The sequence below is a fragment of the Oscillospiraceae bacterium CM genome, assembly GCA_022870705.1.
Classification (GTDB): Bacteria; Bacillota; Clostridia; order Oscillospirales; family Oscillospiraceae; genus Sporobacter.
In genome coordinates, this window is record CP072107.1 from 153,573 (window position 1) to 177,727 (window position 24,155).

At 53.9% G+C, this 24,155-nt stretch carries 39 protein-coding genes; 36 read left to right on the top strand and 3 right to left on the bottom strand.

Annotated features, from left to right (window positions below; all coding sequences use genetic code 11):
• The first annotated feature begins 15 nt into the window (after positions 1-15).
• The 36 genes from feoB to IZU99_00900 all read left to right on the top strand — a co-directional run bounded on the left by feoB (position 16) and on the right by IZU99_00900 (position 21,769).
• On the top strand, positions 16-2,442 hold the full coding sequence (feoB, locus tag IZU99_00725) for a ferrous iron transport protein B (protein ID UOO37824.1): 2,427 nt from the start codon (positions 16-18) through the stop codon (positions 2,440-2,442).
• A 403-nt stretch (positions 2,443-2,845) separates the two neighbouring features.
• Complete coding sequence (gene rpsJ, locus IZU99_00730; GenBank protein UOO37825.1) at positions 2,846-3,160, top strand: 30S ribosomal protein S10; 315 nt, start codon at positions 2,846-2,848, stop codon at positions 3,158-3,160.
• A gap of 161 nt (positions 3,161-3,321) precedes the next feature.
• On the top strand, positions 3,322-4,017 hold the full coding sequence (rplC, locus tag IZU99_00735; protein UOO37826.1) for a 50S ribosomal protein L3: 696 nt from the start codon (positions 3,322-3,324) through the stop codon (positions 4,015-4,017).
• A gap of 15 nt (positions 4,018-4,032) precedes the next feature.
• Entirely contained in the window at positions 4,033-4,656 is a 624-nt protein-coding gene (rplD, locus tag IZU99_00740; protein UOO37827.1) for a 50S ribosomal protein L4, read from the top strand.
• Entirely contained in the window at positions 4,656-4,952 is a 297-nt protein-coding gene (gene rplW, locus IZU99_00745; protein ID UOO37828.1) for a 50S ribosomal protein L23, read from the top strand. The genes rplD and rplW overlap by 1 nt, the downstream gene beginning before the upstream one ends.
• Positions 4,953-4,966: 14 nt before the next feature.
• Complete coding sequence (gene rplB, locus IZU99_00750) at positions 4,967-5,800, top strand: 50S ribosomal protein L2 (protein UOO37829.1); 834 nt, start codon at positions 4,967-4,969, stop codon at positions 5,798-5,800.
• A gap of 21 nt (positions 5,801-5,821) precedes the next feature.
• Positions 5,822-6,094 (top strand): 30S ribosomal protein S19, encoded by a 273-nt coding sequence (rpsS, locus tag IZU99_00755; protein UOO37830.1) that lies wholly within the window; start codon positions 5,822-5,824, stop codon positions 6,092-6,094.
• A gap of 15 nt (positions 6,095-6,109) precedes the next feature.
• Complete coding sequence (gene rplV / locus IZU99_00760; GenBank protein ID UOO37831.1) at positions 6,110-6,445, top strand: 50S ribosomal protein L22; 336 nt, start codon at positions 6,110-6,112, stop codon at positions 6,443-6,445.
• Positions 6,446-6,454: 9 nt separating this feature from the next.
• Complete coding sequence (gene rpsC / locus IZU99_00765; protein UOO37832.1) at positions 6,455-7,378, top strand: 30S ribosomal protein S3; 924 nt, start codon at positions 6,455-6,457, stop codon at positions 7,376-7,378.
• Positions 7,378-7,803, top strand: a complete 426-nt coding sequence (gene rplP, locus IZU99_00770; GenBank protein UOO37833.1) for a 50S ribosomal protein L16 — start codon at positions 7,378-7,380, stop codon at positions 7,801-7,803. The genes rpsC and rplP overlap by 1 nt, the downstream gene beginning before the upstream one ends.
• Position 7,804: 1 nt before the next feature.
• Positions 7,805-7,999 (top strand): 50S ribosomal protein L29, encoded by a 195-nt coding sequence (rpmC, locus tag IZU99_00775; protein ID UOO37834.1) that lies wholly within the window; start codon positions 7,805-7,807, stop codon positions 7,997-7,999.
• Between the two features lie 14 nt (positions 8,000-8,013).
• On the top strand, positions 8,014-8,277 hold the full coding sequence (gene rpsQ / locus IZU99_00780; protein ID UOO37835.1) for a 30S ribosomal protein S17: 264 nt from the start codon (positions 8,014-8,016) through the stop codon (positions 8,275-8,277).
• 12 nt (positions 8,278-8,289) lie between these two features.
• On the top strand, positions 8,290-8,658 hold the full coding sequence (gene rplN, locus IZU99_00785) for a 50S ribosomal protein L14 (protein ID UOO37836.1): 369 nt from the start codon (positions 8,290-8,292) through the stop codon (positions 8,656-8,658).
• A gap of 12 nt (positions 8,659-8,670) precedes the next feature.
• Positions 8,671-8,979 (top strand): 50S ribosomal protein L24, encoded by a 309-nt coding sequence (locus IZU99_00790; GenBank protein ID UOO37837.1) that lies wholly within the window; start codon positions 8,671-8,673, stop codon positions 8,977-8,979.
• 15 nt (positions 8,980-8,994) lie between these two features.
• Positions 8,995-9,537, top strand: coding sequence for a 50S ribosomal protein L5 (rplE, locus tag IZU99_00795; GenBank protein ID UOO37838.1), 543 nt, complete (start codon positions 8,995-8,997; stop codon positions 9,535-9,537).
• Between the two features lie 14 nt (positions 9,538-9,551).
• Entirely contained in the window at positions 9,552-9,737 is a 186-nt protein-coding gene (locus IZU99_00800; protein ID UOO37839.1) for a type Z 30S ribosomal protein S14, read from the top strand.
• A gap of 206 nt (positions 9,738-9,943) precedes the next feature.
• Complete coding sequence (gene rpsH / locus IZU99_00805) at positions 9,944-10,339, top strand: 30S ribosomal protein S8 (protein ID UOO37840.1); 396 nt, start codon at positions 9,944-9,946, stop codon at positions 10,337-10,339.
• 12 nt (positions 10,340-10,351) lie between these two features.
• On the top strand, positions 10,352-10,897 hold the full coding sequence (gene rplF, locus IZU99_00810; protein UOO37841.1) for a 50S ribosomal protein L6: 546 nt from the start codon (positions 10,352-10,354) through the stop codon (positions 10,895-10,897).
• 16 nt (positions 10,898-10,913) lie between these two features.
• Positions 10,914-11,273 (top strand): 50S ribosomal protein L18, encoded by a 360-nt coding sequence (gene rplR, locus IZU99_00815; GenBank protein ID UOO37842.1) that lies wholly within the window; start codon positions 10,914-10,916, stop codon positions 11,271-11,273.
• A gap of 17 nt (positions 11,274-11,290) precedes the next feature.
• The gene (gene rpsE / locus IZU99_00820; GenBank protein ID UOO37843.1) at positions 11,291-11,815 is read left to right on the top strand and encodes a 30S ribosomal protein S5; all 525 of its coding nucleotides are present in this window, start codon (positions 11,291-11,293) and stop codon (positions 11,813-11,815) included.
• Between the two features lie 11 nt (positions 11,816-11,826).
• Positions 11,827-12,006, top strand: coding sequence for a 50S ribosomal protein L30 (rpmD, locus tag IZU99_00825; GenBank protein ID UOO37844.1), 180 nt, complete (start codon positions 11,827-11,829; stop codon positions 12,004-12,006).
• Between the two features lie 15 nt (positions 12,007-12,021).
• Positions 12,022-12,462: a 50S ribosomal protein L15 gene (gene rplO / locus IZU99_00830; GenBank protein ID UOO37845.1), complete on the top strand. Its 441-nt coding sequence runs from the start codon at positions 12,022-12,024 to the stop codon at positions 12,460-12,462.
• Positions 12,463-13,758: a preprotein translocase subunit SecY gene (gene secY, locus IZU99_00835; GenBank protein ID UOO37846.1), complete on the top strand. Its 1,296-nt coding sequence runs from the start codon at positions 12,463-12,465 to the stop codon at positions 13,756-13,758.
• Between the two features lie 12 nt (positions 13,759-13,770).
• Positions 13,771-14,403 (top strand): adenylate kinase, encoded by a 633-nt coding sequence (locus IZU99_00840; GenBank protein UOO37847.1) that lies wholly within the window; start codon positions 13,771-13,773, stop codon positions 14,401-14,403.
• A gap of 1 nt (position 14,404) precedes the next feature.
• The gene (map, locus tag IZU99_00845) at positions 14,405-15,160 is read left to right on the top strand and encodes a type I methionyl aminopeptidase (protein ID UOO37848.1); all 756 of its coding nucleotides are present in this window, start codon (positions 14,405-14,407) and stop codon (positions 15,158-15,160) included.
• Between the two features lie 2 nt (positions 15,161-15,162).
• Positions 15,163-15,450: a KOW domain-containing RNA-binding protein gene (locus IZU99_00850; protein UOO38702.1), complete on the top strand. Its 288-nt coding sequence runs from the start codon at positions 15,163-15,165 to the stop codon at positions 15,448-15,450.
• Position 15,451: 1 nt separating this feature from the next.
• Entirely contained in the window at positions 15,452-15,670 is a 219-nt protein-coding gene (gene infA / locus IZU99_00855; protein ID UOO37849.1) for a translation initiation factor IF-1, read from the top strand.
• Positions 15,671-15,788: 118 nt separating this feature from the next.
• Entirely contained in the window at positions 15,789-15,902 is a 114-nt protein-coding gene (gene rpmJ / locus IZU99_00860; protein ID UOO37850.1) for a 50S ribosomal protein L36, read from the top strand.
• Positions 15,903-15,945: 43 nt separating this feature from the next.
• Positions 15,946-16,314: a 30S ribosomal protein S13 gene (gene rpsM, locus IZU99_00865; protein ID UOO37851.1), complete on the top strand. Its 369-nt coding sequence runs from the start codon at positions 15,946-15,948 to the stop codon at positions 16,312-16,314.
• 12 nt (positions 16,315-16,326) lie between these two features.
• Entirely contained in the window at positions 16,327-16,728 is a 402-nt protein-coding gene (rpsK, locus tag IZU99_00870; GenBank protein UOO37852.1) for a 30S ribosomal protein S11, read from the top strand.
• 13 nt (positions 16,729-16,741) lie between these two features.
• Entirely contained in the window at positions 16,742-17,368 is a 627-nt protein-coding gene (gene rpsD, locus IZU99_00875) for a 30S ribosomal protein S4 (GenBank protein UOO37853.1), read from the top strand.
• Positions 17,369-17,441: 73 nt separating this feature from the next.
• The gene (locus IZU99_00880) at positions 17,442-18,392 is read left to right on the top strand and encodes a DNA-directed RNA polymerase subunit alpha (GenBank protein UOO37854.1); all 951 of its coding nucleotides are present in this window, start codon (positions 17,442-17,444) and stop codon (positions 18,390-18,392) included.
• Positions 18,393-18,418: 26 nt separating this feature from the next.
• A complete protein-coding gene (gene rplQ, locus IZU99_00885; protein ID UOO37855.1) occupies positions 18,419-18,760 on the top strand; it encodes a 50S ribosomal protein L17 in 342 nt (113 codons plus the stop codon).
• Positions 18,761-18,966: 206 nt separating this feature from the next.
• Positions 18,967-19,512, top strand: a complete 546-nt coding sequence (locus tag IZU99_00890) for an AbrB/MazE/SpoVT family DNA-binding domain-containing protein (GenBank protein UOO38703.1) — start codon at positions 18,967-18,969, stop codon at positions 19,510-19,512.
• 205 nt (positions 19,513-19,717) lie between these two features.
• Complete coding sequence (locus IZU99_00895) at positions 19,718-20,395, top strand: response regulator transcription factor (GenBank protein ID UOO37856.1); 678 nt, start codon at positions 19,718-19,720, stop codon at positions 20,393-20,395.
• 24 nt (positions 20,396-20,419) lie between these two features.
• Positions 20,420-21,769 carry a PAS domain-containing sensor histidine kinase gene (locus tag IZU99_00900; protein UOO37857.1) on the top strand — a complete coding sequence of 450 codons (1,350 nt, stop codon included), beginning with the start codon at positions 20,420-20,422 and terminating at the stop codon, positions 21,767-21,769.
• 32 nt (positions 21,770-21,801) lie between these two features.
• On the opposite strand, the gene IZU99_00905 is transcribed toward IZU99_00900, so the two are convergent.
• The 3 genes from IZU99_00905 to IZU99_00915 all read right to left on the bottom strand — a co-directional run bounded on the left by IZU99_00905 (position 21,802) and on the right by IZU99_00915 (position 24,128).
• The gene (locus tag IZU99_00905) at positions 21,802-22,539 is read right to left on the bottom strand and encodes a MerR family transcriptional regulator (GenBank protein ID UOO37858.1); all 738 of its coding nucleotides are present in this window, start codon (positions 22,537-22,539) and stop codon (positions 21,802-21,804) included.
• Positions 22,540-22,651: 112 nt separating this feature from the next.
• Entirely contained in the window at positions 22,652-23,191 is a 540-nt protein-coding gene (gene raiA / locus IZU99_00910; GenBank protein UOO37859.1) for a ribosome-associated translation inhibitor RaiA, read from the bottom strand.
• A gap of 94 nt (positions 23,192-23,285) precedes the next feature.
• Positions 23,286-24,128 carry a fumarate hydratase gene (locus tag IZU99_00915; GenBank protein UOO37860.1) on the bottom strand — a complete coding sequence of 281 codons (843 nt, stop codon included), beginning with the start codon at positions 24,126-24,128 and terminating at the stop codon, positions 23,286-23,288.
• Positions 24,129-24,155: the final 27 nt, after the last annotated feature.

Below are 24,155 nucleotides of genomic sequence, written 5' to 3' on the forward strand. Positions count from 1 at the left end.
TAAAGGAGCACCCAAATGGCGGAAAAACTTGAAAAAACATTAAACGGCCTTGTGCCGGGGCAGAGCGCCGTCATTTTATCGGTCGGCGGCCAGTCGGGCGCCGTTAAGCGGCGGCTCGTTGATATGGGCCTGACGCCAGGAACACGCGTGACCGTCAAGCGGATTGCGCCGTTCGGCGATCCTGTTGAGGTGCGCATTCGCGGCTACGAGCTCTCCCTCCGCCGGGAGGACGCCGCGCAGGTCGGCGTTGGCGATGCGCTGCCAGCGCGCCGGAAGAAAACATCGTCCTTCACGAGCTACAGCGCACGAGCGCTTGACCCCGAAACACTCCGGCGCATGCGCCTGGAGCACGAGCACGAGCTGAACAACCACGCCGCGCCGTATGACACATTCGTCCATGACACGCGGCGAATGAGCATTGCGCTTGTCGGTAACCCCAACTGCGGCAAAACAACGCTTTTTAACGCCCTGACGGGCTCAAACCAATATGTTGGCAACTGGCCCGGCGTAACGGTTGAAAAAAAAGAGGGCGTTGCCACATTGGGAGACAGGGAGATTACCATTGTCGATCTCCCGGGCATCTATTCCCTCTCGCCATATTCACTTGAAGAGCTTGTTGCGCGCGACTACATCATCGGCGGCGAGGCGGACAAACGGCCGGACGCCATCATCAACATTGTCGACGCCACGAATCTGGAGCGGAACATGTACCTCACCGTTCAGCTGCTCGAGCTGGAGCGGCCGATGGTTATGGCCCTCAATTTTATGGACGAGGCGCGGAAAAACGGCGACATGATTGACGTTGCCCGCCTTTCCAAAGAGATCGGCATCCCCGTCATCCCCATTTCGGCGCGGACAGGCGAAAATTTGGAAGAGCTTCTGCACGTGGCGCACCGGCAGATGCACCTCGGTTATACAATTGAGCCGGACGACTTATATGACTGCCTCACGCATGAAATTCATCACAGGGTCGGTATACTGATCCATGACAACGCCTACGCGGCAAATATACCGGCGCACTGGGCGTCTATCAAGCTTTTGGAGGGCGACGATATCGTCCGCCGGGCGCTCCGGCTTGACAGCGGCACGGCGGCAAAAGTTGACATCATTGCCGGAGAGTATGAGACGCTGGGCGGACTCGGAGACCGTGAGACGCTGATTGCCGACAGCCGGTATCAATATATTGAGCACGTTGTCAAGGCAGCCGTCAAAAAAGGCGTCGTCAGTTCGGAGACAACGACGGACCGGATTGATAAAATCGCAACGCACCGCCTGTTCGCCGTCCCTGTTTTTTTGGCAATGATGCTTCTTATGTTCGCCGTGACATTCGGCCCCGTCGGCGCATTTTTGTCCGACGGCGTGGCGTTTATGATCGATGCGTTTTCCGGGTGGCTGGCGGCGTTTCTTGCCGGGGCCCATGTCATCCCGTGGCTGACGAGCCTCGTGACAGACGGCGTTATTTCCGGCGTCGGCGGCGTTCTGACGTTTTTGCCGCAGATTGCGCTGCTGTTTTTCTTCCTGTCGCTTTTGGAGGATACCGGATACATGGCGCGTGCGGCGTTTATTATGGACCGGCTGCTGCGCCATTTCGGGTTGTCCGGCAAGGCGTTTATTCCGATGCTGATGGGCTTCGGCTGTACGGTGCCCGCCATCATGGGCGCGCGCACGATGGAAAATGAAAAGGACAGACGTCTGACGATTCTGCTTGTGCCGTTTATGAGCTGTTCAGCAAAGCTGCCCGTTTACGGGCTGATTGCCGCCGCCTTTTTCGGTGCTTGGGCCGGTGTGGCCGTTTTTTCGCTGTATCTGCTCGGCATGATCATGGCGATTGTCTCCGGCCTCTTCTTCAAAAAAACGTTGTTTGCCGGGGAACCGGCCCCCTTTGTGATGGAACTGCCACCATACAGGATGCCGACGCTGAACAACACGCTCATCCACGTCTGGGAGCGGGTGAAGGACTTCCTAATTAGAGCCGGGACACTCATTTTCCTCATGAGCATTGTTCTGTGGTTTCTCCAGAACTTCAACTGGCGCCTTCAGATGGTGCCGAACAGCGCCGACGGGATTCTGGCCGGTATCGGCACGTTCATTGCGCCCATCTTCAAGCCCATGGGCTTCGGCGTTTGGCAGGCGGCCGTGGCACTTTTGACCGGCATCATCGCAAAGGAGGCCGTTGTCGCGTCCCTTTCCATGTTCTACGGCTTTTCTCTGACGGCGTCGGGTGCCATTGTTGCGGCTGCCCTCACGGGATTTACACCCCTGTCGGCTTTTTCCTACATGGTGTTCATTCTCCTTTACGTCCCGTGCGTGGCGGCTGTATCAACGATTTATCGGGAAATGAACAGCCTGAAATGGACGGTACTATCCGTTGGCTGGCAGCTTGCGGCAGCCTATGTTATCTCGTTGCTTGTCTACCAAATCGGCCGCCTGTTCGGGCTGTAAGGCGTTAAGTGAAATCCAATTAAAATTTCTTCGCAAAACCGGCAGAATTCTATTGACATGGTGCATTTCATTTGATATTCTATCAAGGCGCTCTGATGGGATAACTATGCTCTAAGGCGCAAAAACTGCGATGATCCGGGAGATTGCAGGCACTTTGCCTGGTCACTTCCGGGGAGTATGTCCGGTGCCGACCGCGTGTCGGCACGCAATCGGGCGGCTGAGAAAGTGCTGTTTAGGCGTATATCGCCATGATCAGGAGCAAACCGGCCGGAAAACCAAGCCGGTTTGATTTATGAGCAGGAATGATACGCACGGTTCGGTGTACAGAATTTTCTCTTCCGTACGGATTTTTTAGCGGCACAGCCGCGACATCAAAAAATCGTACTATCAGGAGGAAAAAAACATGGCAGCAAGCAAGAAAATGATCCGCATTAGGCTCAAAGCCTACGATCACCAGCTGATCGACCAGGCGGCCGGGCAGATCGTTGAAACAGCCAAGCGCACGGAGGCAAAGGTTTCCGGTCCGATTCCGCTTCCGACGAAGAAGGAAATTGTGACGATTCTGCGCGCGGTTCACAAATATAAGGATAGCCGTGAGCAGTTTGAGCGGCTGACGCACAAGCGGCTGATTGATATTATCAGCCCCACACAGAAGACGGTTGAAGCGCTGATGTCACTGGAGCTGCCCGCGGGCGTCGAAATCGAGATCAAGCTTTAACAGACAATTTTGTAATGTTCCCATGCCGTTTTATTGCACTGTGCAAACCGAGCGCAGCCCAGCGAAGCGGGTGCGCGACGATGTGACGGCGAGGGTCATGTTGGCAGCTGACGCAAAAGCGCAGCACGCCAACCAATAACCTTTTATGAGGAGGAAAAAATATGGAGAAGGCAATCATCGGCAAAAAGGTCGGCATGACGCAGATCTTCGATGATAACGGCAAGGTCATCCCTGTGACCGTTATTGAGGCCGGTCCCTGCGTCGTCGTGCAGAAGAAGACGGCAGACAAAGACGGCTACGACGCCGTACAGCTCGGCTATCAGGACGAGAAGGAAAGAAAGCTTTCAAAGCCGGAGCTCGGCCATCTGAAGAAGGCGGGTACCGCCCTTAAAAAGCATCTGAAAGAGTTTAAGCTCTCGATGGCCGCAACCTACAATGTTGGCGACGAGCTGAAGGCCGACGTTTTCACTGAGGGTGACAAGGTTGACATTACCGGCGTTTCAAAAGGTAAAGGGTATGCCGGCGTTATCAAGCGCCACGGCGCGCAGCGCACACCGACAACGCACGGCGGCGGCCCCGTCCACCGGCATGCCGGTTCGATGGGCTCGAACACCGACCCGTCAAGAATCTTTAAGGGTAAAATCGGCGCCGGTCAGATGGGTGCCGAGCAGGTCACCGTTATGAACCTGGACGTCGTCAAGGTTGACCCTGAGCTCAATCTGATTGCTGTCAGAGGTGCGATTCCCGGCCCCAAGGGCGGTGTTGTCTATATTAAGAACACCGTCAAAAACAACCGTGTCAAGAACACTGTTGTGACAGTCAGCACCAACCCGCAAAAACAATCGGCCAGGAGCTAGGAAGGAGTAAGTCAGATGCCTACATTAAAAGTATACAATATGGCGGGCGAGGTCACCGGCGAGGTGACGCTTTCCGATGCCATATTCGGCATAAACCCGAACGAACAGGCACTTCACGAATCTGTGAAAAACCATCTGGCCAACGTCCGCCAAGGCACGCAGTCGGCGCTGACCCGTGCCGAGGTTTCCGGCGGCGGCGCCAAGCCCTATCGCCAGAAGGGTACCGGCCGCGCCCGTCAGGGTTCGACGAGAGCCCCGCAGTTTACACACGGCGGCGTTGCCTTCGCACCGAAGCCACGTGACTACCGCTACACGATCAACAAGAAGCTCAAAAAGCTGGCGTTGAAATCCGCGCTGTCCCAGAAGGCTGTTGACGAGGCGATTATCGTTGTTGACAACCTGGAGATGACGTCGATTAAAACAAAGGATTTTATTAAGTTTTTAAGCGCCGTGGGCGTTTCCGGCAAGGCACTCGTCGTCACCCCGGAAGTCCGCGAGGCCGTCATCAAAAGTGCGCGCAACATCCCCGGCGTACAGACAACGATTGCCACCATTTTAAGCGCCTATGACGTGCTCAACGCCAAAACGTTTATCGTTGACAAGGCGGCGCTGCAGACGATCGAGGAGGTTTACGCATAATGAAAACCGCTTACGATATCATCATTCGCCCGATCATCACCGAGCAGTCGATGGAGCAGGGTGATATTAACAAATACGCCTTCGTGGTCGCCCGCGACGCAAATAAGATCGAAATCAAGAAAGCCGTTGAGGAAATCTTCGGCGTCAAGGTCGATAAGGTCAACACGCTCAACATGCAGGGCAAGAGAAAGAGAACCGGCCGTTATCCGGAGGGCCGCCGCAGCGCGTGGAAAAAGGCCGTTGTCAAGCTGACCGAAGATTCCAAGACGATTGAATTCTTCGAAGGAATGGTTTAAGGGAGGAAGATTTCATGTCAATCAAAACTTACAAACCCACCACTCCGTCGAGAAGGCATATGTCTGTTTCCGGTTTCGACGGAATTGATAAGAAGGCTAAACCGGAACGCAAGCTCGTTGAGCCGCTGAAAAAGCATGCCGGTCGCAACAGCTACGGGCACATTACCGTCCGCCATCAGGGCGGCGGCAATCGCCGGAAATACAGAATCATTGATTTCAAGCGTGACAAAGCCGAAGCAGGTACCGTTCTCCGCCTGGAGTACGACCCGAACAGGACGGCCAACATCGCACTCGTCCAGTACCCCGACGGCGAGCGCCGCTACATCCTCGCACCTGTCGGCCTCGGCACGGGCGACACTGTCGCCGCTTCCGCCGCCGCGGACATCAAGCCGGGCAACGCCCTGCCGATTTCCGCCATCCCGGTCGGCACCGTTATTCACAATATCGAGCTCTACCCCGGCAAGGGCGCGCAGCTTGTCCGCTCGGCGGGCACAGCGGCCCAGCTGATGGCGAAAGAGGGCTCTCTTGCTCAGGTCAGGCTGCCGTCAGGCGAGTACCGCTATATCCGCATGAACTGTATGGCGACGATCGGTCAGGTCGGCAACGCGGACCATTCGAACATCTCCATCGGTAAGGCTGGACGTAAACGCCACATGGGCATCCGCCCGACCGTCCGCGGCTCTGTCATGAACCCGAACGACCACCCGCACGGCGGTGGTGAGGGCAAGAGCCCCATCGGCCGTCCCGGACCCGTGACCCCGTGGGGCAAGCCGACGCTCGGTTATAAGACACGCAAGACAAAGAACCCGACATCGAAGTTCATCGTCAAGCGCCGCAACGCGAAATAAGGTAAGGAGGTCAGCAGTTAAATGAGTAGAAGTGTTAAAAAAGGCCCCTTTGCCGCACCGGAGCTTCTCAAAAGGGTCGATGAGATGAATAAAGCAGGCGATAAAAAGGTCCTGAAAACATGGTCCCGCGCCACGACGATCTTTCCGTCCTTCGTCGGGCACACCATAGCCGTTCACGACGGCCGCCGCCATGTGCCGATTTATATCACGGAAGACATGGTCGGCCACAAACTGGGCGAATTTGCCCCGACGCGGACTTTCAGAGGCCACGCGGGCAGCAAAACAACGAAATAAGGAGGCAGACGAAAGATGGATGCTAAGGCACATTTAAATTACGCGCGCATTGCACCGCGAAAAGTCAAAATCGTCTGCGACCTGATCCGCGGCAAAGATACAAAAACAGCGCAGGCTATTCTGATGCAGACGCCGAAGGCCGCCGCCGAGCTGATGCTCAAGCTTCTCAAAAGCGCCGTGGCCAACGCCGAAAACAATCATAATCTTGATCCCGAAAACCTTTATGTCTCCGAGACTTTTGCCAATCCCGGCCCGATCATTAAGCGCATGATGCCGAGAGCGCAGGGAAGAGGCTACCGTATCAACAAAAGAACGTCTCACATCACGATCGTGGTGAAGGAAAAGGAATAGGGGGAAATTATGGGACAGAAAGTTAATCCGCACGGCTTCCGCGTCGGCGTCATTAAAGACTGGGATTCCCGCTGGTATGCCAGAGCCGATAAGGTGGGAGACCTGATTGTTGAGGATTATAACATTCGCAAATATCTGAAAGAGCTCCTGTTTTCCGCAGGCGTTCCGAAAATAGAGATCGAGCGTGATAACGCGAAGATCAAAATCCTGATTCACTGCTCGCGCCCCGGCGTCGTGATCGGCAAGGGCGGCGCTGAAATTGAGCGCCTGCGCGGCGAAATGGAAAAAAGACTCGGCAAGCCAGTTGCGCTCAACATCGTTGAAGTGAAAAACCCGGATACGAACGCCCAGCTTGTTGCCGAGAGCATTGCGGCAAAGCTGGAAAAGCGCATCGGCTTCCGCCGCGCGATGAAAAACGCCATGCAGCGCGCCATGCGCCTCGGCGTGCGCGGCATTAAAGTCACGGTCGCCGGTCGCCTGGGCGGTGCCGAAATTGCCAGAAGTGAGTCTTATCACGAAGGGACAATTCCCCTTCAGACGCTCCGTGCCGACATAGAGTACGGCTTCCATGAGGCGGCAACGACTTATGGGCGCATTGGCGTTAAAGTATGGATTTATAACGGCGAAATTCTGAATCAGACGCTGCGCACAACGCCGCGGACGATGGATACGACAAGACCCCCGAGAGAGCGCCGTGATCGCGGCGGCAACCGCGGCGGTCAGGGCGGCTATCGCGGCGGTCAGGGTGGCCAAGGCGGCTATCGCGGCGGTCAGGGCGGCCAGGGCGGCTACAGAGGCGGTCAGGGTGGCCAAGGCGGCTATAACCGCGGCCCTGGCGGTGCAAATGCCGGTCGTCCCGCCGGTCAGGGCGGTTACACGCCGCGCCCGGCAGGTCAGGCTCCGCAGACGCCAAAAGAGGGAGGCGCACAGTAATGCTTTTACCGAAAAGAGTTAAATATCGCAAGGTGATGCGCGGACGCATGACGGGCAAAGCAACGCGCGGGAACACCATTGCTTACGGCGAATACGCCATGCAGGCGACAGAGCCGTCCTGGATCACATCCAATCAGATCGAAGCAGCCCGTATCGCCATGACGCGTTATACAAAGCGCGGTGGTAAGGTCTGGATTAAGATATTCCCCGATAAGCCGGTAACAGCAAAGCCCGCCGAAACCCGCATGGGTTCCGGTAAAGGCTCGCCGGAATACTGGGTTGCCGTTGTCAAGCCGGGTCGAATTCTCTTTGAGATATCCGGCGTTTCAGAGGAAACAGCCCGCGAAGCCATTCGCCTCGCCGGCCACAAGCTTCCCCTGAAGACGAAGTTTGTTATGCGTGAGACCGAGACAGGTGGTGAATAAGATGAAGGCAAATGAGGTACGTAAACTCTCCGCCTCTGAGCTGGAGGAAAAGCTCTCCGGTCTGAAAAAAGACCTGTTCTTTTTGAGAATGCAGCATGCCACAAATCAGCTTGACAACCCTGTTAAGATATCCCAAGTCAAAAAGGATATTGCCCGAGTCAAAACAGTTATTCGTCAGAAACAGCTCGAGCAGTGAGGAGGTAAGGCAGAATGAACGCAGAAAGAACATCTTCCAGAAAGACTAGGGTCGGCAAGGTTGTTTCAGATAAAATGGATAAGACGATCGTCGTGGCCGTTGAAGACCGCGTCGCGCATCCGCTTTATAAAAAGATTATTAAGAGAACCTATAAATTGAAAGCTCACGATGAGAACAACGACTGCGCCATCGGCGACAGAGTCCGCGTCATGGAGACGCGCCCTTTGTCGAAGGATAAGCGCTGGCGTCTCGTCGAGATCATTGAGAAGGCAAAGTAAGGAGGCGCCAAAATGATTCAGCAGGAAACATATCTGAAGGTTGCCGACAACACCGGCGCCAAAGAAATAAAATGCATTCGTGTCCTTGGCGGCTCCAAGAGGAAATACGGCAACATCGGTGATGTGATCGTGGCCTCCGTCCGCAAGGCGGCACCCGGCGGTACCGTTAAAAAAGGAGACGTTGTTAAGGCTGTCATCGTGCGCTCGGCCAAGGGCGTGCACAGAACGGACGGCACTTACGTCCGGTTTGACGAAAATGCGGCCGTCCTCATCAAGGAAGACAAAAACCCCAGAGGGACCCGTATCTTTGGGCCAGTGGCCAGAGAGCTCCGTGACAAGGACTATATGAAGATCCTGTCGCTTGCTCCCGAAGTGATATAGGGAGGTACGGGAATGGATATCAAAAGAAACGATACGGTCATTGTCCTGTCGGGCAAGGATAAGGGCAAGGAAGGCAAGGTCATCAGCGCCGACCCGGCGAACAGCAAGGTCATCGTTGAAGGCGTCAACGTTGCCAAGCGGCATACGAAGCCCCGCAAGCAGGGCGACCCCGGCGGTATCATTAAAAAAGAAACGCCGATTTACGCCTGCAAGGTGATGCGCGTCTGCCCGAAGTGCTCGAAGCCGACAAGACCAGCCCATCAGTTCAAAAAAGATGGCACAAAGGTTCGCGTCTGCAAAAAATGCGGCGCAGAAATATAGGAGGGAGGGGCACAAATGGCAAGAATGAAGAAAAAATATGCGGATGAAGTTGCTCCCGCCCTGATGAAGAAGTTTCAATACAAGAGCGTGATGCAGATCCCGAAGCTTGAGAAGATCGTGATCAACGTCGGCTGCGGCGACGCCAGAGATAACACGAAGGCTTTAGACGCCGTCGTCAAAGACATCACCGCCATCACCGGCCAGAAGGCTGTTATCACCAAGGCGAAAAAGTCTGTTGCTAACTTCAAGCTGCGCGAAGGCATGCCGGTCGGTGTTAAGGTGACGCTGCGGCAGGATAAGATGTGGGAGTTTTTAGACAGGCTCTTCAACATCGCGTTGCCGCGCGTGCGTGACTTCCGCGGCATTTCCGCTAACTCCTTCGACGGCCGCGGCAACTTTGCCCTCGGTATCAAGGAGCAGCTCATTTTCCCGGAGATCGATTACGATAAGATCGAAAAGATCCGCGGCATGGACATCGCCATCTGCACAACAGCGAGCACCGACGAAGAGGCCAGAGAGCTTCTGACGCTTCTGGGTGCGCCGTTCATTCAGGCGTAGGGAGGAGAAAGAACATGGCAAAAAAAGCAATGATTTTAAAACAGCAGAGAGCGGCCAAATTCTCAACCCGTTCCTATAACCGGTGCAAGATTTGCGGCCGTCCGCATGCGTATCTCCGCGATTATGGCGTGTGCCGTATCTGCTTCCGCAATTTGGCTTATAAGGGCCAGATCCCCGGCGTTCGCAAGGCGTCTTGGTAATTATTCCGGAGTCTTTGCGTCGGAGCCTTGCAGTATCTTAATACAGCGGCGGCTCCTCCGCTTCGACTGCGAAAAAATTCTCTAAGCCGCACACAGCGTCGGCCCAGATAAACGCGCATAACGATGGCGAAAGGTCATGCAGACCAGCGTGATACCTCGTCACGACGACAGGAATCATCCTGTAACTCTAATAAGGAGGAAAATCTATGCAGATTACCGATCCTATTGCCGATATGCTCACGCGGATTCGCAACGCATGCTCGGCAAAACACGCAACGGTTGACATTCCGGCTTCCAACATGAAGAAGGCGATTGCCGAAATTCTACTGGAAGAAGGGTATATCAAGAATTTTCAGCTGATTAATGACGGCGTGCAGGGCGTTATTAAAATTACCTTAAAATATAACGGCAACGAAAAGGCCATCACGGGTCTGCGCCGTGTTTCCAAACCCGGTCTGCGCATGTACGCGGGTGCGGAGGAACTGCCCCAGGTCCTCAAGGGGCTGGGTATTGCTATCATTTCAACGTCCAAGGGCGTCATGACCGACAAAAAAGCCAGAGCGGCACATGTCGGCGGCGAAGTCCTTGCGTTTGTGTGGTAAGGGGGAGCAGATATGTCAAGAATCGGTAGAACCCCTATCAGCATCCCCGGCGGCGTTGACGTCAAGGTGTCCGACACAAATGTCGTGACCGTCAAAGGGCCGAAGGGCACATTAGAGACGGCGCTTAATCCGGAAATCAAAGTTGAGATTGAGGGCGGCGTTATAAAACTGACGCGTCCAACCGACCAGCCGGTGCACCGCTCGCTGCATGGTCTTTCAAGAACGCTTGTCGCCAACATGGTCACCGGCGTCACCGAGGGCTTTAAAAAAGAACTTGATGTCAACGGTGTCGGCTACAGAGCGACAAAAGAAGGCAACAAGCTTGTGATGAACCTCGGCTTTTCACACCAAGTAATCGTTGAAGAGACGAACGACATCAAAATCGATGTGCCCGCGCCGAACAAGATTGTTATCAGCGGTATCGATAAGCAGATCGTCGGTCAATTTGCCGCCGATGTCAGAAAGAAAAGACCGCCCGAGCCGTATAAGGGCAAAGGCATCAAATATTCAGACGAGGTCATTCGCCGCAAAGAAGGCAAGACCGGCGCCAAAAAGTAAAAGGAGGTGTGCCTAAATGATTAAAAGACCAAATACAAAAGCGCAGCGTTTAAAGAGACACAAAAGGGTCAGAAGCAAAATTACCGGCACGCCGGAGCGCCCGAGACTGAATGTTTTCCGTAGCGGTAAAAACATTTACGCGCAGCTGATTGACGATGTCAACATGACGACGCTTTGCTCGGCTTCGTCGGTTGAAAAGAACTTTGAAGGTTCCGGCGGGAACAAGGAAGCCGCCAAAAAGATTGGCCAGATGATTGCCGCACGCGCCAAGGAAAAAGGCATTGAGACGATCGTTTTTGACCGCGGCGGTTACATTTATCACGGCCGCATCAAGGAACTGGCAGACGGCGCCCGCGAGGGCGGGCTGAACTTTTAACGGGGGGAGGAAACAACATGGCTTACGGTAACAACAGAAGAGATAACAAAAGAGAAGAAGTACAGTCGGAGTTCGTGGAGAAGGTCGTTTCCTTAAACCGCGTTTCCAAAACCGTTAAGGGCGGCCGAATCTTCAAGTTCGCCGCACTCTGCGTCGTTGGTGACGGCAAAGGCCGCGTCGGGTTCGGACTCGGCAAGGCCGGCGAGGTTTCCGAAGCAATCCGCAAGGGTATCGAAGATGCCAAAAAGAATATTGTCACCATCACGATGACCGGAACAACAATCCCGCACGAGGTGGTGGGTGAATTCGGCGCCGGCCGCGTGCTCTTAAAGCCGGCTCCCGCCGGTACCGGCGTTATCGCCGGCGGCGCCGTCCGCGCTGTCGTTGAAGCTGCCGGAATTCACGATATCAGAACAAAATGCCTGCGCTCCAACAATCCTCAGAACGTCGTCGCTGCCACCATGGTCGGACTCAAGTCGCTCCGCGACGCCGCTCAGGTCGCCAAGACGAGAGGCAAGAGCGTCGAAGAAATCCAGGGTTAGGGGGCAGCAACATGGCGAACATTAAAATCAAGCTGGTCAAGAGTTTAAGCGGCCGACTGGAAAGCCACATCGCCACGGCAAAATCATTGGGGCTTACCAAAATCGGCAGCCAGACCGTGCAGCCCGACAATCCGCAGACGAGAGGCAAGATCGCTCAGATTGGCTATCTTATCTCAGTCACAGAAGAATAAGGAGGCGCAAGGAGCATGAATCTACACGATCTTTCTCCCGCGGAAGGCTCCACGCACGTTGCCAAGCGCAAGGGCAGAGGCCCCGGCACCGGTAACGGCAAAACGGCCGGGCGCGGTCATAAAGGACAGAAAGCGCGCTCGGGCGGCGGCGTCCGGGTCGGCTTTGAAGGCGGCCAGATGCCCCTTGTCCGCCGCGTCCCAAAACGCGGGTTCAATAATATTTTTGCAAAGCCCTTAGAGGCAGTCAACGTCTCTGAACTTGAGCGGTTTGACAACGGTGCCGTCATCGGCGCGGAAGAACTTCTTGCCGCCGGTGTGATTTCCAAATGCGTCTATGGCGTCAAAATACTCGGTAACGGCGCCTTCACGAAGAAACTGACAATCAAAGCCTCCGCTTTTTCAGAATCGGCCAAAGAGAAAATCGAAGCCGCCGGCGGAAAGGCCGAGGTGATTTAAGTGCTGCAGACAATACGCAACGCATGGAAAATCGAAGAAATCAGGAAAAAGCTCATATTCATGGGCTTCATCCTGTTGCTCTACCGTCTTGGTGACGCCGTGCCTGTTCCGTATGTCAACGTCGAGGCGCTCAGCACTTATTTCCAGTCGATGCAGAACACCGTGCTGGGCCTTTACAACGTTATGTCGGGCAGCGCTTTCTCAAGGGCGACGATCTTCGCACTGTCCATCCAGCCGTATATCAACGCATCGATTATCATCCAGCTTCTGACGATTGCCATCCCGGCTATGGAACGCCTTCAGAAGGAAGGTGGCGAGGAAGGCAAGAAAAAGCTTGAGAAAATTACCCGCTATTCGACGCTCGGCATCGGGCTCATTCAGGGTCTCGGGTATTACTTCCTCATGAAAAACAGCACAAGCCCGCAGATCCTTACAACGGGCGATGTCTGGCCGGCGATTGTCATTATCCTCTCCTTCACGGCGGGCAGCTGCCTGCTGATGTGGATGGGTGAGCAGATCACCGAATTCGGCATCGGCAACGGCATCTCGATCATCCTGTTTACGAGCATTGTCTCCCGGTGGCCGACACAGCTTGTCGAAACCATCACAAAGGTCAAAGCCGAGCCGTCCTCCTGGCTGCTGCACGTCCTGCTTCTCATTGGTGTTCTGCTCGTCATTGTGATGATCGTCATCGTCACGCAGTCGGAGCGGCGCATACCGGTACAGTATGCCAAACGCGTCGTCGGACGTAAAATGTATGGCGGCCAGTCGACACATCTGCCGATGAAGGTCAATATGTCGGGCGTTATGCCGATCATTTTTGCGCAGTCGATCGCATCGCTCCCAGCGACGGTTGTCACCTTTGTCCCGGCGTGGAATACAAAAACAAACTGGTTTTTGAACGCATTCAATACCAATACATGGACGTATGCGCTCATTTACTTCCTGCTGATCGTCTTCTTTGCGTATTTCTATTCGACGATACAGTTCAACCCCGTTGAGGTGGCCAACAACCTAAAGAAGAACGGCGGATTTATCCCCGGTTTCCGGGCCGGCAAGCCGACGAGCGAGTTTATACAAAAGGTGCTGACTAAAATCACGCTCTTCGGCGCCTTGTACCTCGCCATCATTGCCGTCACGCCGATTATCATTAGTTTCTTCTCGCCAATTGCGGCGGAACAGGGCATTTCACTCGGCGGCACGTCCATCATCATTGTCGTCGGCGTTGCGCTGGAGACGATGAAGCAGCTTGAAGCGCAGATGCTTATGCGCCATTATAAAGGTTTCCTTGAATAAGGAGGATTTCTGTTGAAACTGATACTTTTGGGAGCACCGGGTGCCGGCAAAGGAACACAGGCCGACATTATTAGCAAAAAGCTCTCGATACCGACGATTTCAACCGGCAATATCTTAAGGGCGGCCGTGAAAAACGGCACCCCCATCGGCCTGAAGGCCAAAGCTTACATGGAGTCCGGCGGGCTTGTCCCGGATGACGTTATCATCGGGATCATTCAAGAACGCCTTGCAGAAGCTGACTGCGCCGGCGGATACATCCTCGACGGCATGCCGAGAACAATCGGCCAGGCTAAGGCGCTTGAGGACGCCGGTGTCGATATCGACGCAGCGGTTGTCATTGAAATATCCGACGCGGAGATTGAGGCGAGAATGACCGGCAGGCGGACGTGCGCGCAGTGCAGCGCCACCTTCCACGTCGTATCAAACCCGTCAAAAGCAGAAAACGTCTGCGACGCCTGCGGCGGCGCGCTTACCGTTCGAAAGGACGATGAACCTGAAACGGTTAAAAACCGGCTGAAGGTTTATCACCAGGAGACGGAGCCGCTCATTGACTTTTACAAATCAAGAGGAAAGCTGAAGTCTGTTGACAATCAGCCGACGATTGAGGCAACAACCGAGGTTATTTTAAAAGCCTTGGGGATTTAAGATGATTAAACTCAAATCATCCCGAGAAGCGGAGCTCATGCGCCGCGCCGGGCGCATCGCGGCTGCTGCGCTCGCGCTGGGGGGCGAAATGGCAAAAGTGGGTGTCACGACAAAGGAAATCGATACGTGTGTCCATGACTTCATTCGTGCCCAGGGCGCTGTTCCAACCTTCTACAATTATCACGGTTTTCCCGGCAGTATCTGCGCATCCGTCAACGATCAGGTTATTCACGGCATCCCAGGTCAACGCGCGTTATGTGACGGCGATATCATCAGCATCGACGTCGGCGCGACGAAAGACGGCTATATCGGTGACTGCGCAGCAACCTTTGTTGTCGGTAAGGCATCGGCCGAGGCAGAGCGCCTCATCGAAGTCACCCGCAGCAGCTTCTTTGAAGGCCTCAAATATGCCCGGGAAGGCTTTCGAATCTCCGATATCTCACACGCCATCCAGAGTTATGTTGAAAAAAATGGTTTTTCGGTTGTCCGCGAATACGTCGGCCACGGTGTGGGCTCGGCAATGCACGAGCCGCCGGAGATCCCGAACTTCGGTCGGCCGGGGCACGGCGCTAGACTCGTTCGCGGCATGACACTGGCAATCGAGCCGATGGTTAACGTGGGGACTGCCGCCATACGGGTCCTTCCGGACAAATGGACGGTCGTCACGCTTGACGGGAAGCTCTCGGCCCATTATGAAAACAGCATCCTCGTGACGGATGGGACACCCGAAATCCTCACAACGGCAGGGGATCTATAATGATGGGAATCGAATTGTCAGACATCGTCACATCCGTTAACGGCAGAGACAAGGGCAAGCGCTTCTTTGTCGTCGATGTGGCCGATAACTTCGTTTATCTGTGCGACGGGAAAAGCAGGCGGCTTGAAAAACCTAAGCGAAAAAAGCTCAAGCATGTCCGGTTCGAGACGAAAAGCGGTTGCCGGGCAGCGGAAAAAATCCGTAGCCGACAAAAGGTCACCAATAGTGATTTGAGACGGGCACTTGCTGAGCATTTAGCGAATCAACTCGGAGATAAAGGAGGTATGTAAATTGGCAAAAGACGACATGATAGAACTCGAAGGTATCGTTTTAGAGTCGCTGCCGAATACGATGTTTCAGGTCGATATTGGCGGTGGGCACACCATTCTGGCGCATATCTCTGGCAAGCTCCGGATGAACTTTATCAGAATTCTGCCGGGTGACAAGGTGACGGTTCAAATGTCGCCATACGATCTGACACGCGGCAGGATCACATGGCGGAGTAAATAACGGTTAATTGATATCCGCTCTTCGGAGCGAAAACAATACACAGCCTGTCGCGATACCGGCGAGAACCGACAGGTGCCGCTAAACAGTTCACTCACGCCGGAGAAATGGATGCTTGATTATGAAAGTGAGACCGTCCGTTAAACCCATGTGCGAGAAATGCAAAATCATCAAGCGCAAGGGCAAAGTTATGGTTATTTGTGAAAACCCCAAACACAAGCAGAGACAGGGTTAATTCTGTAGATTCCTCATATGAACGAAAGGAATGATTAAAAAGTATGGCACGTATTTCCGGCGTTGACCTGCCTAAGGACAAAAGGATTGAAATCGGACTGACGTATGTCTTTGGCATTGGCAGGACGAGCGCGAAGAAGATCCTTGAACAAACCGGCATCAATCCCGATACGAGAGTCAAGAATCTCACCGAGGCCGAGGAAACGGCACTGCGTGAGTGCATCGATAAGAACTTTGTCGTGGAGGGCGACCTTCGGCGTACCGTTGCGCTGGATATTAAGCGCCTGACAGAAATCGGCTGCTACAGAGGCACTCGCCACAGAAGAGGCCTCCCCGTCCGCGGCCAGAGAAGCAAAACGAATGCGCGCACCCGTAAGGGACCCAAGCGCACAATCGCCAACAAGAAGAAGTAAGGAGGGGTCACTGTGGCAGCACCCGCAAAGGGCAAAAAGGTCGTCAAAAGACGCCGCGAACGCAAAAATATCGAAAAGGGCGCCGTGCATATCAGCTCGTCCTTCAACAACACGATGGTTACTGTGACCGATACGGCAGGCAACGCGCTTTCCTGGGCTTCTGCCGGCGGCATGGGTTTCCGCGGAAGCCGGAAATCAACGCCTTACGCCGCTCAGACAGCCGCAGAGACGGCTGCCAAGGCTGCTATGGAGCACGGGCTGAAGACGGTTGAAGTCTTCGTGAAGGGCCCAGGCTCCGGCCGTGAAGCGGCGATTCGTGCGCTCCAGTCGGCTGGGCTTGAAGTCACCATGATCAAAGACGTGACGCCCATACCGCACAACGGCTGCCGTCCGCCGAAAAGACGCAGAGTTTAAGGAGGAATAATCTATGGCAAGATATACCGATGCAGTTTGCCGCCTCTGCCGCAGGGAAGGACAAAAACTCTTTCTCAAGGGCGACCGGTGCTACACGGAAAAATGCGCCGTCGACCGCAGGGCTTATGCGCCGGGTCAGCATGGACAGGGCCGTACAAAGGTGTCCGAATACGGCACGCAGCTGCGTGAAAAGCAAAAGGCAAAGAGATATTACGGCGTTTTGGAGAGCCAGTTCAGAGGCTATTTCGATATAGCCAGCAAAATGAAGGGCAAGACGGGCGAAAACCTGCTCGCGCTCCTTGAAAGACGCCTTGACAATACCGTTTACAGACTCGGCTTTGCAATGAGCCGCGCCGAGGCCAGGCAGCTCGTGCTGCACGGGCACTTCAAGGTCAATGGCAAAAAGGTCAACATACCCTCGTTTATCGTCAAGCCGGGAATGGTCCTCGCCTTGAAAGACTCCAGCAGAAGCCTGGATAAGTTTAAGTCGGTGATCGAAGCAAATTCCTTCAGGCAGCCCCCGAAGTGGCTTGAGTATGATGCGACGCAGCAGTCGGCCAAGGTTGTCGGTCTCCCCGCCAGAGAGGAAATCGACCTGCCGATCACCGAGCAGCTGATCGTTGAGCTTTACTCGAAGTAAGATACAAGCCCTCATATTGGATAGCTGTCACATCGAAGCGCGACTATGCGCCGATCATTGAAGGAGGGTATATATGGTAGAAATTGAAAGACCGCGTATTGAATGCATTGAAACGCCGGGTGACGATTCATATGGCAAATATGTTGTCGAGCCGTTGGAGCGCGGTTATGGCACGACCTTAGGAAACTCCCTTCGCAGAATTCTGTTGTCTTCACTGCCCGGTACCGCCGTGACGACCGTAAAAATCGCCGGCATACAGCATGAGTTTTCAACGATTCCGGGAGTCAAGGAAGATGTCACGGAGATTATCCTCAACATCAAGGGGATTATCGCGAGACTCCACAACCCGAGAGCAAAAACGATCTATATAGAAGCAACGGGCGAGGGTGCCGTCACGGCTGGTGATATCAAGCCGGACAGCGAGGTTGAGATTTTAAACCCCGACCTGCATATTGCCACACTAAGCGCCGACGCGACACTCAGTATTGAGATGACGCTTGGCCACGGCAGAGGATACGTCTCAGCCGAACGCAACAAGCTGCAGCAGCCGATTATCGGCGTTATTCCGATCGACTCGATCTATACGCCGGTGCAGAAGGTTAACTATACAGTTGAAAATACGCGTGTTGGTAATATGACGGACTTTGACAAGCTGACGCTTGAGGTTTGGACGGATAAAACCATCTCCGCCAGAGACGCCGTTTCGCTGGGTGCTAAAATCCTCTGTGACCACTTCGCGCTGTTTACGGACCTCTCGGAGACAATCGGCAGTAAATCGACCGTCGTTGAAAAAGCAGAGACACAGAGAGACAAGGTGCTTGAGATGACGATTGAAGAGCTTGACCTGTCCGTCCGTAGCTTCAACTGCCTCAAACGCGCCAACATCAATACGGTTGAAGACCTGATCTCCAAATCCGAGGAGGAGATGATCAAGGTCCGCAATTTGGGGCGTAAATCGCTTGAAGAAGTCGTTCATAAACTGGCCATGATGGGCCTGTCCTTGACGAGCGACGAAAACAGTTAATATTTCAGTTTAAGGAGGCAAACGACATGCCTGGAATACGTAAACTCGGCAAAACGACGGACCAGCGTCTTGCGATGCTGCGGCAGCAGGTCACCGACTTTCTCGACAGAGGCAGGATGGAGACAACGGTTGCCCGCGCTAAGGAAATTGCGCCGCTTGCCGAGAAAATGATCAGCCTCGGCAAAAAGAACACGCTGGCGTCCAGACGCCAGGCGATGTCTTTCATGACACGGGAAGACATTGTGACAAAGGTTTTTAAAGAGCTGGCGCCCGGCTATGCCGAACGCAACGGCGGATACACACGCATCACCAAAATCGGCCCCCGGCGCGGCGACGCGGCCGAGATGGCCATTGTAGAGCTTGTTTAATAAAGCACAGCGGGGGGCGAAGAGCCCCCTGCTCATTTTTGCGGTATAACGCCGCGCACAAAAATAAACGCCTAAACGGGCGCTTATTTTTTGTTTTTCGAAATCTAGAATGAAGCGCGTATATGGCAAATAGAGGCAAACGAAATGCTGCTGAATAGTCAGAATAATACTGTGGATACTATTGTTGTAAAACAAGGGAGGGTCATATATATATGAAAGCAACCGGAATCGTGCGTCGAATCGATGATCTGGGACGCGTTGTTATTCCAAAAGAGATCCGCCGGACGATGCGTATCCGCGAGGGCGACCCGCTGGAAATATATACGGAAAAAGACGGCGAAGTCATTTTCAAGAAGTATTCACCAATGGGTGAATGGTCAGAAAGCGCCAACCAAATCTGCGAGACGCTGTTTAAAACGGCTGGCTGCTTTGCCGCCGTTGCCGACAGGGATTCGTATATCTCTGTCTGCGGCGTTCCAAAAAGAGAACTCACGGACAAGCATATCAGCAGTGACCTGGAACAGCTGATGGAAGCGCGGCGCCTGTACCAGCGAAAAAGCGGTGAAAAGGGGCTGCCGATCATTGACAGTAGTGAAAAATATATCATTGAAACAGCGGCGCCGATTATTTCCGAGGGCGACGTGATGGGCTGTGTTATCTTCTTTTCGGAGGGCGAAAAGCTTCTCGGTGAAGTTGAGTATAAGCTGGCGCAGACTGTTGCGGGGTTTCTCGGCAAGCAGATGGAAAGCTAGCGCTATCGCAAAATCATCAATTAAAGGGACGGCTGCCTTTTGAATAGGCGCCGTCCCCTTCTTACGCCAAAAACGCCCTTTCGCCCTGTTGGACACTGTGATAGAATACAATTGAAGTTAACATATATTTAACAGAGGCTAAGCGTTAGATTTTATCATCTGGTCTTATCATGATTTGATAAACAGACACAGGAGGCGGCAAACGATGATTTACCTAATTGAAGATGATAAAAATATCCGAGAACTTGTCATCTATACGCTCAATAACAGCGGCCTCGACGCCACAGGATTTGAAAAGCCATCGGACTTCTGGCGGGCAATGGACGCGACGCTGCCCAATCTCATACTCCTCGACATTATGCTGCCGGAAGAAAACGGCCTTGACATTTTAAGAAAGCTCCGGACTTCAGCGGTGACAAAAAAACTGCCGGTAATTATGTTGACGGCGAAGGGCAGCGAATACGACAAGGTGCTAGGGCTTGATCAGGGTGCCGACGATTATATTCCAAAGCCGTTTGGGATGATCGAGCTGATGGCCCGTATTAAAGCCCTTTTAAGGCGGACGGAGGAAGGCAGTTCCCCCGTTGAACATCAGCTGGGTGTTTTATACGTTTGTCCGTCAAAGCACATTGTCAAAGTCGGCGGTCAAAATGTTATTCTGACGCTGAAGGAGTTTGAGATGCTATGCCTGCTTTTGGAAAACCATGATATTGTACTTACACGCGATCAGATTCTTAACAAGGTCTGGGGATATGCGTTTGACGGCGAGAGCCGAACGGTGGACGTCCACGTCCGCACTCTGCGGCAAAAGCTGGGGCAGGCGGGAGACTATGTCAAAACAGTGCGCGGGATCGGCTATAAAATTGATTCAGCCGTGCTATGAGTCTTAAGCCCGTGGAGGGTACATATGAGTAAACGAATATTCCTGGGGATATTTCTCGTCGCCATTGCCGTCTTTTCTGCCAGCCTGATTTTGATTCTCAACGTCGTCTACACCTATGATGCCGGTGCGCTGGAAAATCAAATGGAAAAAGAGTCGGCCTATATTGCCGAGGGCGTCGGAGAAAATGGCCTGCAGTATCTAAACAATTTAAAGAAGCAGGATGCGCTGCGGATTACTTGGATCGCTGCCGACGGCAACGTGCTCTATGACAGCGTTGCCGACGCCACGACGATGGAAAATCACGCCGGTCGGCCGGAAGTTCAGGCCGCCCTAAAGACGGGCGAAGGGAAAAGCGACCGGTTTTCAAGGACGCTTGCCGAGCGCATGGTCTATTATGCTGTCCGCTTGCCGGACGGGACGGTCTTGCGCACGGCAATCACACAAAAGTCGGTTTTTGATCTTTTCCCGGGCCTTGTTGGGCCGCTTGCCGTTGTGCTCATTGTCGCCGTTGCCCTGTCGCTGTTTTTAGCGCTGCGCATATCAAAAAGCATTATGAAGCCGATTAACGCCATTGATTTTGACCATCCGGAGAACAGCATCGCTTATCCGGAGCTCACACCGCTGATAACAAGAATCACCCAGCAGAACAGCATCATTTCAAAGCAGATGGACGAACTGAAAACCGAGCATCTCGCCAGAGAAAAAATGCGGCGGGACTTTACGGCTAACGTCTCGCACGAACTGAAAACACCACTGACCTCGATATCCGGCTTTGCCGAAATTATGCGCAACGGCATGGTAAAGGATGAGGATACAACACGCTTTGCCGGATATATTTTTGATGAGGCACAGCGCCTGATTTCACTTGTCGGTGATATCATCAAGCTATCTCAGCTTGATGATAACGAGCTGCCGGTCAAAAAAGTCCGCGTCGATTTGTACGATTCCTGTGCCGACGTCATTGCAACGCTTCAACCGGCGGCGGACGACAAGGGCGTGACAGTCACGTTGACGGGAGACCACGCCGTCATCTTCGGCGCTGAGCAGATCGTTGATGAAATCATCTATAACCTGTGCGATAACGCCATTAAGTACAACAAAGAAAACGGCAGTGTGACGGTGACCGTTACACAAAAGGATCATGAGGTCGAGCTTGCTGTTTCCGATACGGGTATCGGGATTCAGGATAACGAACAAAGCCGCGTTTTTGAGCGTTTCTACCGCGTTGACAAGAGCCTGTCCAAAGAGCGGGGCGGGACGGGCCTCGGCTTGTCAATTGTCAAGCACGGGGCAGCGTATCACAACGCAAAACTCGAGCTCGACAGTACCCCCGGAGAGGGGACGACGATCCGGGTGACGTTCAAAACGGAATGAAAGCGCGGGCTGCCGGTGGCAGCCCGCGCTTTTTAATGGGAACAGCATATTTTTATGGCGTCTGACATGAGCTGCGCCGTTCCGTCTCCATACCGGTCGATGTTGCTACGAAAACGCGCATCTTCAACGTACATTTCGCCGAGACAGGCGAGAATGTCGTCCGTACAGCGGTAATGGAATTCCGTGATATGCGCCTGCCAGCGGCGGACGAGCGCTTGAACGTCCGGATCGGACGGGTCTCGGCCGCGCATTTCGGCAAACGAGCGGAAAATCTCACCCGCCTTTTCCATCATCGCAGCCGTCTCCGCCTTTGTCCGCCCCTGTTCCTTTTGGGCGCTTTCCCGGTAGGCGTCTGTATGCCCCCAGCGGGCTTTCGCCTCGGCGGCGTACTGTGCTTTTGCCGCTTCATAGTCGGTAAAAGCAGCTTCTTGCTGTGTCATTGATGTGTCACCTCCCAGTGTTTCGTCAACAAGCCTTAAAAGCTCGTCAAGGTGCTGCCGCTTCAGCATCAGCAGATGACGGTGTCTTTTTAAGGTTTTTTGGCGATCATGATCCGGCTGTGAGACCATCGCGATAATCTCTTTGAGCGGAAACGCCAGCTCCCGGTAAAACAAAATCTGCTGCAACAGCGCGAGATTATCGCCATCATAATAACGGTAACCGGCGCTCGTTGTCTCAGTCGGCTTGAGCAGCCCGATCTCATCGTAATAATGCAGTGTGCGCACACTGATACCCGTTAGTTTTGCCGTTTGGCTGATCGTCAGCTTCATTTTCTCACCGCCTTGATGATACCGTACACGATGACGCAACGTCAGAGTCAAGTAGTTTTTGAAAAATAATTCGGGGCGCAAACAGATCTGTTTGCGCCCCGATGCTATTGAATTAATCGTTACTTTCAATCAAGCCGTAGCCGCCGTTATTGCGCCTGTAAACGACGGTAAACGCGCCGGCGTTTTCTTGATTCCTAAAGACAAAAAACTCGTGGTCTAAAAGGTTCATCTGCAGGATGGCCTCCTCCGGTGCCATGGGCTTAATCGGGAACCGTTTTGTCCGGATGATTTGAAAGTCCGGCTCCTCATCGTCCGGCACATATGTGACGGACGGTTTGACCTCGCGCTCAAGAGCCCCGTCCCGCAGGCGCTTGGACAAGCGCGCCTTGTTTTTGCGGAACTGGCTTTCAATGGCGGCGACGGCGGCGTCAATCGTGGCGTACATATCGTTTGTGGATTCCGTAACACGGTAAAACATGCCGTTATTGTTCAGCGTGACCTCCGCTTTGTGGCGGCCGCGCTCAATTGAAAACGTGATAAATGCCTCCGACTCGAGTTTAAAAAAGCGGTCAAGCTTGCCGATCTTCTTCTGGGCGTAATCGCGCAGCTCATCTGAAACCTGAACCTTCTTTTCCGTAACTGTAAATTTCATTCGAGTCATCCCCTTATATCGTTTTTTATGGATTTTGCATCAGGATATTCACATCATGATTATACCATATTTCGATATAAAAAAGACAGCTAAATTAAAAAATACACCCGGCGTGCCGCGTGGCGTGGCAGCTCATATTGACGACGCAGGGAAGACCGGCAATGTGCGTCGGATACGTCTCAATATTGACGGCCAGCGCCGTATACCGGCCCCCGAAGCCTTGCGGGCCAATGCCAAGACGGTTGATTTTTGTGAGGACGCGGGATTCCATGTCGGCATAAAACGGATCAGTGTGGCGCGCCGTTGCTGGGCGCAGAAGGGCGCGCTTGGCCAAAAGCGCCGCTTTTTCAATCGTCCCGCCGAGGCCGACGCCGACAATGACGGGCGGGCAGGGGTTTGATCCGGCACTGCCGACGACGCCGACGATAAAATCCTCAACCGTTTCAAGAGCATCCGACGGGAGGAACAGGCGCATTGCGCTCATGTTCTCGCTGCCGAAGCCCTTGGGCGCGACGGTCAGCGCAATGGCATCGCCTTCAACAAGCCGAAGGTGCAAAACGGCCGGTGTGTTGTCCGACGTGTTGACGCGGCGGAAAGGGTCCTGGACGACGGATTTGCGGAGAAAGCCGTTTTGATAGCCGCGGCGGACGCCGTCATTCACGGCGTCTTCAAAAAGGCCGCCTGTTATATGCACATCCTGCCCGATGTCGGCAAAAACGACCGCCATGCCCGTGTCCTGACAAATGGGCAGGCCGGATGACGCCGCGAGCTTAAAATTGCGGACGAGATCGTCCAGCGCGGCCTTCCCGGCGGGCGAGACTTCGTTTTTAGCTGCGTCCTCTAAAAGCGCGCCGACGTCGGGCGGCAGGAAAACGGCCGCCTCGATGCAAAGCTTTTCAATGACATCGGCAATTTCTTGACAGGGGATTTCTCTCATGGCGTCCTCCAGGCAGTCATATTTGCT